Origin of the sequence: Xenorhabdus sp. SGI240 (assembly GCF_040081915.1) — a bacterium.
Classification (GTDB): domain Bacteria; phylum Pseudomonadota; class Gammaproteobacteria; order Enterobacterales; family Enterobacteriaceae; genus Xenorhabdus; species Xenorhabdus bakwenae.
Genome location: NZ_JBEBMB010000006.1, coordinates 1 through 14329, shown reverse-complemented (window position 1 = coordinate 14329; position 14329 = coordinate 1). Strand labels below are relative to the sequence as shown.

Here is a 14329-nt window from a genome sequence, read left to right as displayed (position 1 = left end):
CACAGGAGTTAAGTGATGATTGAAGCTGACCGTCTGGTTTCAGCAGAAGTTCTGCAAGATGATGAAGCCATTGATCGTGCCATTCGGCCGAAGTTTCTGTCTGAATATGTTGGGCAGCCCCATGTTTGTGAGCAGATGGAAATTTTTATTCAGGCGGCACGTCAGCGGGGTGATGCACTGGATCACTTATTGATTTTTGGTCCCCCTGGATTAGGTAAGACCACGCTGGCAAATATTGTTGCCAATGAAATGGGGGTTAATCTTCGTACCACATCTGGGCCGGTATTGGAAAAGGCAGGAGATCTTGCCGCTATGCTCACTAATCTGGAACCGCATGATGTCCTGTTTATTGATGAAATCCACCGTTTATCGCCGGTTGTGGAAGAGATCCTTTATCCGGCAATGGAAGATTATCAACTGGATATCATGATTGGTGAAGGGCCAGCCGCCCGCTCTATCAAGATTGATCTCCCCCCATTTACTTTGATTGGTGCGACCACTCGTGCAGGTTCTTTAACTTCGCCGTTGCGTGATCGATTCGGTATCGTACAGCGCCTTGAATTTTACAATGTTGATGATTTGCAAAGCATTGTCTCCCGTAGTGCACGCTATATGGGATTAGACATTTCAGATGAGGGAGCAAGGCAAATAGCGATGCGTTCCCGTGGCACTCCCCGTATTACCAATCGATTATTGCGTCGTGTCCGTGATTTTGCGCAAGTAAAAGGTGATGGCACAGTTGATAATAATATTGCCTCCCAGGCTCTGGATATGCTGAATGTGGATTCAGCCGGATTTGATTACCTTGATCGTAAGTTGCTGATTGCCATTATTGATAAATTTATGGGCGGTCCCGTTGGCTTGGATAACTTGGCAGCGGCGATTGGTGAAGAACGAGAAACTATCGAAGATGTGCTGGAACCTTTCCTGATCCAACAAGGATTTATTCAACGAACGCCACGCGGGCGTATTGCAACCCATCATGCTTATCGGCATTTTGGATTGAGCAAGGAAGGCGAATAAAGGGTTATAACTTACCTAAATTATAACCCTTGTCACTTGTATGCATTACCGCTAAAAAGCAGCAAATTGAAAGACAGAGGGAATAAATATCAGCTTCTTGCCTTGATCGTTAAACTCAATGCAAATAACACTGCCGAACAAAGTACCACGGAAGGTCCTGCGGGTGTGTTATAAAACGCCGATAACGTTAATCCTCCCGTAACAGAAAGCATACCGACAATAATTGCCAAAGCGGCCATTTGCTCAGGCGTGTGGGAGAAACGACGGGAGGTAGCGGCAGGGATAATCAGCAGGGAGGTGATAATTAACGCCCCGACGAATTTCATTGCCAGCCCAATAGTTAATGCTGTCACTAACATCAGCAGGACACGTAGACGTTGAATTTTCATTCCATCAACAAAAGCCAGATCCTGGCTGACTGTCATTGATAGCAGGGCGCGCCATTGCCATGTCAGTAATCCGGTAACAATCACAACACCGGCCGCAATCAACCAGAGATCTTCATAAGTTACGGACAATAAATCGCCGAATAAATAAGCCATTAGATCGACTCTGACATTGGTCATAAAACTAACGACGACTAAGCCCAACGACAAGGCACTGTGAGCCAGAATGCCTAATAATGTATCAACTGCCAATTGCGGGCGTTTTTCCAGCCAAACTAAAATAGTAGCCAGGATAAGTGTAACCGCAATAACCGCATAAAAGGGATTCACGTTCAGTAAGAAACCGAATGCAACACCGAGCAGTGATGCGTGTGCCAGTGTATCGCCAAAATAGGACATTCTGCGCCAGACGACAAAAGAACCAAGAGGCCCTGCGGCAATTGCCAGAAAAATACCGGCGAGCCAGCCGGGAAGCAATAATTCAATCATCGATGTGATTCCCCAACCTTTTTCAAAATAATTTTCCCTCTAAGATCATGATGATGATTGTGGTGATGGCGGTAAACTGCCAGTTGCTCTGCGCCATGATATCCAAACATTGCAATAAACTCTGGGTGCATTGACACCACTTCCGGTGTGCCAGAACAACAAATGTGTTGATTAAGGCATAAAACTTCGTCTGTTTTCGCCATCACTAAGTGCAGGTCATGGGATACCATAAGCACCGCGCAATTAAGTTCTGTTCTGATTTGATTGATCAGATCGTAAAGTGCCAGTTGTCCATTGACATCGACACCTTGTGTTGGTTCGTCAAGAACCAAAATCTGAGGTTGATTAAGTAAGGCTCTGGCAAGTAGCACCCGCTGAGTTTCGCCACCAGATAGCTTTTGCATTGGTTGCTCCAGTAAATGAGCAGCCTTGACCCGATTTAATACCGGTAAGATATCCGCTTGTTTCACGTTGGGTCTCAGCATCATAAAACGCTTAACGGTCAAGGGCAGAGTGGGATCAAGGTTTAGTTTTTGCGGAACATAACCAATTCTCAACGTAGGGTTTTGTTCGATAGTGCCCGAAGTGGGTTGGATTAATCCAAGAACGACGCGAACCAGAGTTGATTTTCCCGCACCGTTTGGGCCGATCAGGGTCAGAATTTTCCCTTGTTTGAGATTGAATGAGATATTGTTTAATACCTTGCGGTTACCAAATTCAACCGTAATGTTTTTTAGGGTGATCATAGTTGACGAGTTAAAAGTATCTTGCAGAATCATTGAAATGTTATAATATAACATAATTCAATTTTCTGCATGGAATATTCATATTATGTTACACAATTCACAGAAATACGCGCATAAACTTTTTCATAAAATCGCATTAGCTGCTGTGTTAGTGGCAGGAGTGAATGGCTCTGTGCAGGCAGATGTTGTCACATCCATTCGTCCATTGGGCTTTATTGCTGCTGCCATTGCTGATGGTGTAACAAATACTCAGGTACTTCTGCCCGATGGTGCTTCTCCACATGATTATGCGTTACGGCCTCTGGATGTACGGAAAATTAATCAAGCCGATTTGGTGGTTTGGATTGGCCCAGATATGGAAACCTTTTTGGCGAAACCGATAGCTAAAATTGAGCAGAATAAACAACTAGCACTGGCTGAATTATCTACCATTAAGCCATTTTTATTGAAAAATAGTGAAGATGGGAATGATTCCGAGACTGAATCATATCAGCATGAACATGAGGAAGATCACGAACATCATCACGGTGAATATAATATGCATCTTTGGCTTTCTCCAGAGATTGCGGGAAAAGCCGCTCAAGCAATATATGATCAGCTTATTGAGCAATATCCTCAACAAAAACAGCAATTAGAAGTAAACCTACGTAAATTCAATGGACAGCTTGCACAAACTGATAAGAATATTACTCATGTTTTAAAGCCCATACAAAATCAGGGTTATTTTGTTTTTCATGACGCGTACGGTTATTTTGAAAAACATTACCAATTGGCTCCGCTAGGTGTTTTCACGGTCAATCCTGAAATACAACCTGGTGCGCAGAGATTACACAAAATACGAACACAATTGGTTGAGCAGAAAGCAAGATGTATTTTTGCTGAACCTCAATTCAGGCCAGCCGTTATTCATGCCGTAGCAAAAGGTACTGATGTACGTATTGGAATACTTGACCCTTTAGGGAGCGGCATCGTATTGGATAAAGATAGCTACATGAAATTTATAACTCAACTATCAAAACAATACGCGAGCTGCCTGAATTAGTACAATAAGGAATTTTATTAGTGCAGCAGATAGCTAAAACTATCGTTCTGGTATACAACAATCTGCCCAAACCACACAAGATCATGCTTGGATCTCTAACGCTGGTCACTTTGGCTATCGCGATATGGCGGCCTGTTGTTTATCATGAACAAGAAGAACGGACAGGTAGTATTATTCTCAGTACTCCGGATAGCATTCCAGAAGCAACGGATGATGTCGCTGGGGATGCTAATGAACAACTCCCCAATGAGGGCATTGGGGATGATGATGGCAGTTCTGTTGATACAGCAGTAAATGTTCCGCACCAATATGTTGTCTCCAGTGGTGATACCCTGAGTTCGATTTTGACTCAGTTCGGAATTGATTCCTCTGATGTTGCTTTGTTAGCAAACCGATATAAATCATTGCGTAATCTAGGTATTGGTCAGTCATTATCGTGGACTACTGACGATAATGGGAATTTAAAAACGCTGACCTGGGATATATCACGTCGTGAAACGCGCGTTTATACTCGCGAAGGAGATATTTTTAACGAAACGCAAGAGTTCCAGAAGGGAGAATGGAAAAATAGTGTCATCACAGGTACAGTTGATGGCAGTTTTAATAGTAGTGCCCTGATTGCTGGATTAACAAGCAGCGAAGCCAGAGAAGTGACAAAAGCGTTGCAATGGCAGATAGATTTCCGCAAATTGCGTAAAGGTGATCATTTTTCTGTGCTGATGTCCCGTGAAATGCTTGATGGGAAAAGTGAGCAGAGCCAATTGTTAGGCGTTCGCTTACAGAGTGGTGGCAATGATTATTATGCCTTCCGGGCCAGTGATGGTCGTTTTTACGACAGCAATGCTTCCGGTCTTGAGCGTGGTTTCCTGCGCTTTCCTACAACTAAACAGTTCAGAGTATCTTCCTCTTTCAATCCACATCGCTTAAATCCGGTAACCGGCAGAATTACAGCTCACAAAGGAGTTGATTTTGCTATGCCAGTAGGAACTCCCGTTTTGGCAGTCGGTGATGGTGAAGTCGTTGTCGCCAAATTTGATGGTGCGGCCGGTAATTTCATTGCCATACGGCACGGTCGTCAATATACAACTCGATACATGCACTTGAGAAAAATACTGGTAAAACCGGGTCAGAAAGTGAAACGGGGTGAACGTATTGCGCTATCAGGGAATACGGGGCGTTCAACAGGCCCACACTTGCACTTTGAATTCTGGGATAACCAGAGACCGGTTAATCCGCTCACTGCAAAATTACCGCGTTCTGGTGGGTTGAGTGGTAAAGAGCGTACAGAATATGTAGCCATGGTTAAGGAAACTAAGCCTCAATTGTTGCTAGATTAAGCGCATCAACTTCCGATTATTGACAGAGATAAAAGCGGATGATGACTATCATCCGCTTTTATCTTATTTTTTGTTGTAAACTTTCGCCTTGAGAGCAAATATTGGGATCATCAGAGTTAGCTCATGAATAAAGAAAAAGATACAGATAGTAAATTGGGATATGTCCCTCGGTTTCATCGAGCTTATTTACATCCCCGTTATTGGGGCCTTTGGGCTGGCGTGGGGCTATTGGCAGGATTGTCTTATGTCCCTGTAAAATGGCGTGATCCATTTCTGGCCAGGATAGGTATTTGGGCGGGAAGAAAAGTGAAAAGTGCTCGGCGCAGGGCGAAAATCAATTTAATTTACTGCTTTCCTGAATTAACGGAACAGCAGCACGAAGAGCTGATTGATCGCATGTTTGCTACCGCCCCTCAATCGTTTGTTATGCTGGCGGAGCTTTGTCTCAGGGGAGCAAAATCGACACTTGAGCGAACCCAATGGCATGGCGAAGACATTATTCAAGCCTTAAAAGCACAAGGCAAAAATGTGATTTTTATGGTTCCACATGGTTGGTCTGTTGATATTCCCGCGATGTTGTTGGCTGCCCGTGGCCAACAAATGTCAGCGATGTTTCATCATCAAAGTAATCCCGTGGCTGATTACTTATGGAATAAAGCGCGCTGTCACTTTGGTGGTCGTTTGCATTCCCGTGATGCGGGAATTAAACCCTTTATCTCTACAGTGCGTGAAGGCTTTTGGGGATACTATTTGCCCGATCAGGATCATGGCGAAGAACACAGTGAATTTGTCGATTTTTTTGCCACTTACAAGGCTACGTTGCCTGCACTTGGGCGCTTAATGAAGGTTTGCCGCGCCGCCGTTGTTCCGTTATTTCCGGTTTATAATTGCCAAACTCATCAGTTGGACATTTATATCCGTCCACCCATGGAAGATATTGCAGGACAGGATGATACCTGTATTGCTCGCCGAATGAATGAGGAGTTGGAGGCATTGGTGAAGCCGAATCCTGAACAATATACTTGGATCTTAAAATTACTTAAGACGCGGAAAGCAGGGGATATTGAGCCTTATAAAAGGGAAGATCTGTGATGATTGGAATAATAAAATTAATCATAATAAGAGGCAGTGTACTGCCCCTTATCCTTTACCGTTTGTTTTTATGAATAGCCCATTATTCTACTTCAAGTACGCGACAGGTATTGGTACTGCCAATTGTTCCCATCTGATCACCTTGGGTCACAAGTACTAAATCCCCAGAGATGAGATAATCTTTATCGCGCAGACGATTCACTGCTTCATTTGCCGCTGCGATCCCATCAGTATGCGAGCTACAATAAACGGGTGTTACACCACGATACAGGGCGGTACGGTTTAAGGTTGATTCATGGCGAGACATAGAGAAGATAGGCAGGCCAGAACTGATGCGGGACATCATGCGAGCCGTGCGGCCAGATTCAGTCATCGCAATAATTGCCTTGACGCCTTTCAGATGGTTGGCGGCATACATGGTAGACATTGAAATCGCTTCTTCAATGCTATCAAATGTAATATCCAGGCGATGTTTGGAAACATTGACACTTGGCATTTTTTCCGCGCCAAGACAGACTTGTGCCATAGCGGCAACGGTTTCCGCAGGATACTGACCTGCGGCTGTTTCAGCAGAAAGCATAACCGCATCAGTACCATCCAGTACCGCATTGGCGACATCCATGACTTCAGCACGCGTCGGCATTGGGTTGGTGATCATAGATTCCATCATTTGTGTGGCTGTAATCACAACACGATTCAGTTGGCGAGCGCGGCGGATCAGTTTTTTCTGTACACCAACCAGTTCGGGGTCACCAATTTCAACACCGAGATCACCACGAGCGACCATGACAACATCCGATGCCAGAATAATTTCATCAATAATTTCGTCACTACTAACAGCTTCTGCCCGCTCAACTTTTGCAACGATTTGGGTTTCGCAACCAGCATCTCGTGCGAGACGGCGCGCATAATTCAAATCTTCACCTGAACGAGGGAAAGAAATCGCAAGATAATCAACACCAATTTTGGCAGCTGTGATGATATCCTCCTTATCTTTTGCTGTCAGTGCTTCGGCTGATAACCCGCCGCCCAATTTATTGATGCCTTTATTGTTGGAAAGCGGGCCTCCCACAGTCACTTCCGTGAAGATTTTCATCCCCTGAACTTCCAGGATTTTCAATTGAACACGTCCATCATCCAATAGCAGGATATCACCAGCCGTTACATCAGATGGCAAACCTTTATAGTCAATACCGACTTTTTCTTTATCTCCCTCACCCTTACTTAGATTGGCATCCAGCAGGAATTTATCCCCAATATTCAGGAAAATTTTTCCTTCTTTAAAGGTGGATATGCGTATTTTAGGCCCTTGAAGATCACCGAGGATGGCAACATGACAACCTAAACGGGCAGCAATTTCGCGTACTTTATTAGCACGTTGGATATGATCTTCCGCAGTGCCATGAGAGAAATTAAGGCGGACGACGTTGGCCCCTGCTTGGATAACTTTTTCAAGATTATCGTCACGATCTGTAGCTGGGCCAAGTGTAGTGACGATCTTTGTTCTTCTGAGCCGTCTGGACATGCATTACTCCGTTGACCTGTGAAGTATACCTTTTGTTTTTCAAGTTGCCGCATCGGTGGGTGGTCACTTGAAATCCATAGGGTATATGAGTTTTCGATTACCGTAGGATAACCATTAATTTATTGATTATTAACCCGGACTGCGAATATGCAGTGGGGAAAAGTCTACATATGCTATCAGTCTGGAGAATTGATAAATAGTGAACAAAAACACAGTCTATTTTCTGGTTTATTCAGGCTTATCAAACCGTGAATTACGCAACGCTTCTTTGACCCTCTTCAAATTATCTCTGAATTTTGAGCCGCGGCGCAGTGTAAAACCCGTTGCCAGTACATCAATGATGGTTAATTGAGCTATTCTTGAGACCATCGGCATATAGATATCTGTATCTTCGGGAACATCCAACAAAATGGGGAGGGTAGCTTCGTGCGCTAATGGGGAGCCTGTTGAGGTAATGGCGATCACTGTTGCATCGTTTTCGCGGGCCAGTTTAGCAATTTCTACAAGGCTTTTTGTTCTTCCAGTATGGGAAATTAATACGACAACATCGCCTTCGGTACTGCTAATACAGCTCATTCGTTGCATCACAATATCATCAAAATAGGTCACTGGAATATTGAAGCGAAAAAATTTGTTCATGGCATCATGGGCCACAGCGGCTGATGCTCCCAAACCAAAAAAAGAGAGTTTTCTGGCTTGTGTCAGAAGGTCGACTGCGCGGTTGATGGCGGCAATATCCAGATTACTTTTGACCGTTTCCAGATTTGCCATGACTGATTCGAAAATTTTGTTTGTATAAGAGGTGACGCTGTCACTTTCTTCCACGTTTCGGTTCACATAAGGTGTACCATTGGCGAGGCTCTGTGCCAGATGCAATTTAAAGTCAGGAAATCCTTTGGTGTTGAGGCGACGACAAAAACGATTCACCGTCGGTTCACTCACATTCGCCATTTTAGCCAGAGTGGCAATGCTTGAATGGATGGCAGTTTGTGGTGAAGCAAGAATGACCTGCGCAACCTTTTTCTCTGACTTACTCAAAACATCAAGACTATTTTGGAGCCGTTCCAGTGTGTTCATAAAACGAAGTTTAACCTCGGTTTTAACGATTTCATTAACAGGCGAAATCTATTTCATTTTCATGAAAATATACTACTTGTTATTGAAAGCTGGCAGTGGCAATAACCGGATAACATGGGATTTTTCATGAAAACATGACAGGAGTCTAACTTTCAACTTGGTAAGATTACTTCTTAATCGTTGTAAATTTTCAGTTTACAATCACTGCTCGGTATGAATTATAACCATATTGTCAGTGAATACAAAATTACCATGAATGTGAAAGGGTGTATAGAACGCGGATGTGTGGTTATTTAATAGGCTGCGCACAATGGGTTTCATTTTGTCACTAATCCAGCAGCAACGTGAAATACGAAGAGCTATATCAATAATCCATGAATAATCAGTGTTTACTGCATATAACCAAAAGAGTACATTACCCACAGATTCTGTAAAAAAATTACAATATCCCGTAATTGAGGAGATGCAACATGGCGGTGACGTCTACAGCTCAGGCTTGTAATTTGGTAATTTTTGGGGCGAAAGGAGACTTAGCACGCCGGAAATTAATGCCTTCCCTTTACCAGTTGGAAAAAGCGGGTTATATCCATCCTGATACCCGAATTATCGGCGTCGGTCGAGCTGACTGGGATAAAACAGCCTACACCAAAGTCGTTGAAGAAGCATTGGTGACATTTATGTCCGAAAAACTAGATGCAGAATTGTGGAAGAAACTCCGTTCACGTCTGGAATTTTGTAATTTGGATGTAAATGAAACGGAGCATTTCAACGAATTAGCAAAAATAATTAATAAAGATGACTTACCCGCTATTCACTATTTTGCCATGCCTCCAAGTACATTTGGTGCAGTATGCCATGGATTAGGTGCTGCGGAGCTGAATACGGAACCCAATCGTGTAGTGATGGAAAAACCGCTGGGAACCGATCTTGCTTCTTCCAGAGCGATTAATGATGAAGTTGCAAAATATTTCAATGAGAGCCAAATTTACCGTATTGACCATTATTTGGGGAAAGAAACGGTATTGAACTTGTTAGCGCTGCGTTTTGCCAACTCGCTTTTCGTCAATAATTGGGATCATCGCACGATTGATCATGTACAAATTACCGTTGCTGAAGAAGTTGGTATCGAAGGGCGCTGGGGCTATTTCGATCAGGCAGGGCAGATGCGCGATATGATCCAAAATCATCTTCTGCAAATTCTGACTATGATTGCCATGTCACCACCGGCTGACCTGACAGCAGATCGTATTCGTGATGAAAAAGTAAAAGTGTTGCGTTCATTGCGTCGGATTAATCAGACCAATGTCAGGGAAAAAACGGTTCGAGGGCAATATACCGCAGGTTTTGTGCATGGTAAGAAAGTTCCGGGTTATCTGGAAGAAGAAGGGGCGAATAAAGCCAGTAAAACAGAAACTTTTGTGTCGATTCGTGTCGATATTGATGACTGGCGCTGGTCTGGGGTGCCCTTCTACCTGAGAACCGGAAAGCGGTTGCCGGCTAAGTGTTCTGAAGTTGTCGTCTATTTCAAAGAACCTTCCCTGAATCTGTTTGCTGAATCCTACCAGCAATTACCACAAAACAAATTGACAATTCGTTTGCAGCCAGATGAAGGCATTGATATTGAAGTGCTAAATAAAGCACCGGGGCTGGAACATAAACACCGTTTGCAAACGACCAAGTTGGATCTGAGTTTCTCTGAAACATTTAATCAGACACACCTTGCTGATGCTTATGAAAGGTTATTGTTGGAAGCAATGCGCGGTATTCAGGCACTGTTTGTCCGTCGTGATGAAGTGGAAGAAGCCTGGAAATGGGTGGATTCCATTATCGATGCATGGGCGGCGGATAATGAACCACCGAAACCTTATCAGGCCGGCACGTGGGGACCCGTGGCTTCTATCGCGTTGATTACACGTGATGGTCGTTCATGGAATGAGTTTGAATAAACGGTGGTTTTTTTAAGTTTGTACTAAACGACTCATCAAAAGAATGGCCGGACTTAATGTCCGGCCGGTTTTTGTGAAAATAATTCAAAATTTGATATCTGAATGATAAAATTATAGTAAAAATAGCTATTTACTCCACTTTTTTTACTAAAAGTGAAGATTGGCTAACCAAATATAAATTATTGCTTTTTATTTGGTGCTATGATAGAAATACATCATTACATTTTAATACGAGGGTTCTTAGTATATCACGCGGTAGTTATGTGTGATGAACGAATAAAACATCATGAATAGCGCCAAAAGCGTCAACATTCAACATAGTAACAAAATTCAACGTTGTACCCATGTTTTTTTCCTTTCCACTATCTTATCCAGTGAGCACTACTGGTGCGGCGCCCTCTAGGGCCTTCTCCTGCTAACCGGTTCTTCACCGGTAATTATCACTTGCCAAAATATTTCGCTAAAAGTCAGTTTGATTCTTATGTTGCATAATCGCATTTGCCGCCGACTTTGTGGGCATTTATAGCTTGATATCTTGGCATGCTTATTAGTATGTTCAGGAGAAAAAAATGTTTTATTGGGTATTTCTTGCACTGGCGATTGTGACAGAAGTCATTGGCACTCTGTCAATGAAACAAGCCAGCGTTTCAGGTGGTTTTACAGGCATGATTGTGATGTATACCATGATCACAACTTCTTATATTTTGCTGGCAATCGCTGTGAAAAAAGTGTCATTGGGCGTGGCTTATGCACTTTGGGAAGGTATTGGGATCCTGTTTATTACCGCTTTTAGCGTAATGTGGTTTAACGAGTCGCTGTCATTGATGAAAATAAGTGGATTAACATTGTTGATAGCTGGGATTGCTTTAATCAAGGTGGGGGAGAAAAAAACCAAAGACCATGCTTCAAACAAGACATCAAAACATAATCCATCAAGCTCACTAAACGGTATTTTGAACAAGCAAATCAAGGAGGCATGATATGCTAACTCAATTTGAATGGTGGCATGGTGCGTTCCTGGTCTTGGCCGTTGTTTTGGAAATTGTGGCAAATATTTTATTGAAATTATCCAATGGATTTCAGCGCTTCTGGATGGGTATTTTGTCTCTGGTTACTGTTTTGGGCGCATTCAGTGCGTTGGCTCAGGCAGTGAAAGGGATTGAGCTTTCCATTGCTTATGCTTTATGGGGAGCATTCGGCATTATTGCTACCGTCGCCGCTGGCTGGATAATGTTTAACCAAAGACTGAATTTTAAGGGATGGAGTGGTATTGTGCTGCTGTTGATTGGCATAATTATTATTAAAATGGCCTAATTTCTACTCTCCATTCCTTAAATTTCATTTCTAACATGGCCTTGAATGAACAATAGCTCATTTAAGGCCATATTTGTTTGATAGATACAGACTATAAAGCGGCAATAATTTTGATTTCGACTTTATACTTAGGGTCCATCAATGCTGCTTGAACAGTACAGCGGACTGGCGCACTTCCGGCAACAACCCATGCGTCCCACGCGGCATTCATGCCTGCAAAATCAGCTTTATCTGCCAGAAAAATTGTAGCATCCAAAATCTTGCTTTTATCTGAACCAAGGCGATGTAACAGGGTATCAATGGCTGCCAGAGTATCGGCGGTTTGCTCTGTAATATTACCGTCCAATTGTTCTGGCACACTGGTATAATAGATAGTGTCATTGTGAACGACCGCTTCTGACCAACGGGTATCTGGGTCAATGCGTTTAATAGTCATTAAATCTCCTGTTAATTTATCCAGTTTTTTGCTGAATTGAGTAGTTATTACAACTTAGTATTGGCATAATTCCGCCACATTTTATTGAAAAATGCTTCTATATAGTCAAATTGTATCATCAACAGTCAAACATGCTCATTGATTTTGGTTTAATTAATTGATTTTATAGTATAATATTTTTATTTTTTATTTTTCATAATCATCAATAGTCATAAACATTAATTTGGTATCATGAGAAATATGTACATAGGTGCGTACATAAACTACATTAAAAGCTGTATTGTTTTTTGAGGAAAGTGATATGGCTATTACTGATTCATGGCTCCGTTCTACCAATGGCAAGCCCCAAGAGAAAATGACCACTAAGACAGATAGGGATGGCTTATCTATCCGTGTCACTCCTAAGGGGAAGATTATATTCCAATTTAGATATCGCTGGAATGGCAAAGGGGATCGCATTGATATAGGAACCTATCCGGCGACTGGCTTAAAAGATGCGCGTGACGCTGTAACTTTCTACCGTGGAGAATTAGAGCAACATCGCAACCCTAAGATAGTCAAGCGTGTTCGTAAAGAGTCTGCATTAAGCGCCGTGACTGTAGAGGGGCTTATAGGGGATTGGTGGAAAACAACAATGCAAGGTTTAAAGGTTAACGCAGATGACATATTACGTTCTTTCGAAATTCATGTTTTCCCCAAAATTGGTGAATTACCCCATGATGAGGTAACTCTGCATGTCTGGCTCTCTTTAATTGAAAGTGTTACTAAAAAAACGCCATCAATTGGTACTCGAATATTGACATATTCTAAGAGTGCTCATAGATGGGCTGTCCGACGAGGAATGACTAATTTCACTCCCTTATCTGATGTGATAACAAGTGATCTAGGAGGAAAAATCACCGATTCTGATATTGACGATTTCGACTCTGAGGTGGGTGAAAGGACACTAAGTGAAGAAGAATTGGTAGTGCTTTTCCAGCTAATTAATGCCCCCAAATATAATCCACGTAATGCACTGATAATAAAATTTTGCTTGTTATTTGGATGCCGTATCGGTGAGCTATTTAAAGCTAAAGTAAGTGATTTTGACTATGAAAAGAATGTTTGGATTATCCCTCCTAAAAACCATAAGACAGGCAGAAGATCTAAGAAGCCTCTCATTAGGCCCATTATTCCAGCAGCTAAGGAATTAATTGAGCAAGCGAAAAGATTGAACCATGGAAGTTCATATTTGTTCACAATATCCAGCGGAGAGCCTTTTGCTCGTGGATCACATGTTACAATAACTAAAATCCTTAATAAAAGAATGTCTATTTACTTGCCTGATTATGAGAACTGGTCAATCCACGACTTACGCAGAACCATGCGTACAGGGGTATCTGAATTAACACCGCCTCATGTGGCCGAAATCATGGTAGGACACAAATTACCGGGTGTATGGCAGGTGTACGATAAGCACACCTACCTAAACGAGCAAAGAGAGGCATACGAGCGCTGGTGGGATAAACTGACTAAAATTGTTTCCCGTCCTCCCAGTCAAAAATATCCTGCCGTAGAAAGTTAAGTTGGTCAGATTTAAACTTGGGCTTTGGGAAGCCTTCTCGCTTTTGCTTCCCATTGCCGCACCATAACCTTATCGTGTGTGGTTTTACGCCATATCGAGCTGCCAGTTCCTTTGTCTTGAAGTAGGGGGATTCTGCCATCATTTTTCTCCTTTCCTATACCCGTTCTCCAAAATAACCCCTGCCACTTTCGCAGGTGTCGAATTTTTATCTCCCTCCACACTGAAAATAATGTGGGCTAGCTCTCTTTCAAGAACATCATTCAAATTTTTTGGCCTTAGCGGTTTAGGGCTAACATTTATTGCATGAAAAATCAGCTCAGCGATTTCCGTTTCTCCCCGTTCTGGCTTGCGA

13 protein-coding genes and 1 pseudogene are annotated in these 14329 nt (G+C 42.7%); 8 read left to right on the top strand and 6 right to left on the bottom strand.

Annotated elements, in window-relative coordinates; translation table 11 throughout:
* The first annotated feature begins 15 nt into the window (after nucleotides 1–15).
* Nucleotides 16–1023: a Holliday junction branch migration DNA helicase RuvB gene (gene ruvB / locus ABLA76_RS02155; protein WP_348986690.1), complete on the top strand. Its 1008-nt coding sequence runs from the start codon at nucleotides 16–18 to the stop codon at nucleotides 1021–1023.
* Between the two features lie 89 nt (nucleotides 1024–1112).
* Here ruvB and znuB read toward each other — a convergent pair whose 3' ends face one another.
* Together znuB and znuC are read right to left on the bottom strand one after the other, a co-directional pair.
* Nucleotides 1113–1898 carry a zinc ABC transporter permease subunit ZnuB gene (gene znuB / locus ABLA76_RS02150; RefSeq protein ID WP_285810834.1) on the bottom strand — a complete coding sequence of 262 codons (786 nt, stop codon included), beginning with the start codon at nucleotides 1896–1898 and terminating at the stop codon, nucleotides 1113–1115.
* Complete coding sequence (gene znuC / locus ABLA76_RS02145) at nucleotides 1895–2677, bottom strand: zinc ABC transporter ATP-binding protein ZnuC (protein ID WP_285810833.1); 783 nt, start codon at nucleotides 2675–2677, stop codon at nucleotides 1895–1897. The genes znuB and znuC overlap by 4 nt, the downstream gene beginning before the upstream one ends.
* Nucleotides 2678–2729: 52 nt before the next feature.
* Here znuC and znuA point away from each other — a divergent pair, with 52 nt between their 5' ends.
* The 3 genes from znuA to lpxM all read left to right on the top strand — a co-directional run bounded on the left by znuA (nucleotide 2730) and on the right by lpxM (nucleotide 6115).
* Nucleotides 2730–3686 (top strand): zinc ABC transporter substrate-binding protein ZnuA, encoded by a 957-nt coding sequence (znuA, locus tag ABLA76_RS02140; protein ID WP_348986689.1) that lies wholly within the window; start codon nucleotides 2730–2732, stop codon nucleotides 3684–3686.
* 20 nt (nucleotides 3687–3706) lie between these two features.
* Nucleotides 3707–5023 (top strand): murein DD-endopeptidase MepM, encoded by a 1317-nt coding sequence (gene mepM / locus ABLA76_RS02135; protein WP_348986688.1) that lies wholly within the window; start codon nucleotides 3707–3709, stop codon nucleotides 5021–5023.
* Between the two features lie 123 nt (nucleotides 5024–5146).
* A complete protein-coding gene (gene lpxM / locus ABLA76_RS02130) occupies nucleotides 5147–6115 on the top strand; it encodes a lauroyl-Kdo(2)-lipid IV(A) myristoyltransferase (protein WP_348986687.1) in 969 nt (322 codons plus the stop codon).
* Nucleotides 6116–6197: 82 nt separating this feature from the next.
* On the opposite strand, the gene pyk is transcribed toward lpxM, so the two are convergent.
* A complete protein-coding gene (gene pyk, locus ABLA76_RS02125; RefSeq protein ID WP_285810827.1) occupies nucleotides 6198–7640 on the bottom strand; it encodes a pyruvate kinase in 1443 nt (480 codons plus the stop codon).
* Nucleotides 7641–7868: 228 nt separating this feature from the next.
* Nucleotides 7869–8717: a MurR/RpiR family transcriptional regulator gene (locus ABLA76_RS02120; protein ID WP_047770038.1), complete on the bottom strand. Its 849-nt coding sequence runs from the start codon at nucleotides 8715–8717 to the stop codon at nucleotides 7869–7871.
* Between the two features lie 470 nt (nucleotides 8718–9187).
* Between ABLA76_RS02120 and zwf the strand changes: the two genes are divergently transcribed.
* From zwf to mdtI, 3 genes are all read left to right on the top strand, one after another.
* Nucleotides 9188–10663, top strand: coding sequence for a glucose-6-phosphate dehydrogenase (zwf, locus tag ABLA76_RS02115; protein ID WP_047770040.1), 1476 nt, complete (start codon nucleotides 9188–9190; stop codon nucleotides 10661–10663).
* A 569-nt stretch (nucleotides 10664–11232) separates the two neighbouring features.
* Nucleotides 11233–11643 (top strand): multidrug/spermidine efflux SMR transporter subunit MdtJ, encoded by a 411-nt coding sequence (gene mdtJ / locus ABLA76_RS02110; RefSeq protein WP_348986686.1) that lies wholly within the window; start codon nucleotides 11233–11235, stop codon nucleotides 11641–11643.
* A 1-nt stretch (nucleotide 11644) separates the two neighbouring features.
* The gene (gene mdtI / locus ABLA76_RS02105) at nucleotides 11645–11977 is read left to right on the top strand and encodes a multidrug/spermidine efflux SMR transporter subunit MdtI (protein ID WP_348986685.1); all 333 of its coding nucleotides are present in this window, start codon (nucleotides 11645–11647) and stop codon (nucleotides 11975–11977) included.
* Nucleotides 11978–12068: 91 nt separating this feature from the next.
* On the opposite strand, the gene ABLA76_RS02100 is transcribed toward mdtI, so the two are convergent.
* A complete protein-coding gene (locus tag ABLA76_RS02100) occupies nucleotides 12069–12413 on the bottom strand; it encodes a RidA family protein (RefSeq protein WP_047770044.1) in 345 nt (114 codons plus the stop codon).
* 301 nt (nucleotides 12414–12714) lie between these two features.
* Here ABLA76_RS02100 and ABLA76_RS02095 point away from each other — a divergent pair, with 301 nt between their 5' ends.
* Complete coding sequence (locus ABLA76_RS02095) at nucleotides 12715–13977, top strand: site-specific integrase (RefSeq protein ID WP_348986684.1); 1263 nt, start codon at nucleotides 12715–12717, stop codon at nucleotides 13975–13977.
* Between the two features lie 138 nt (nucleotides 13978–14115).
* Here the strand turns inward: ABLA76_RS02095 and ABLA76_RS02090 are convergent.
* A pseudogene (locus tag ABLA76_RS02090) lies at nucleotides 14116–14329 on the bottom strand (hypothetical protein); the annotation flags it as partial.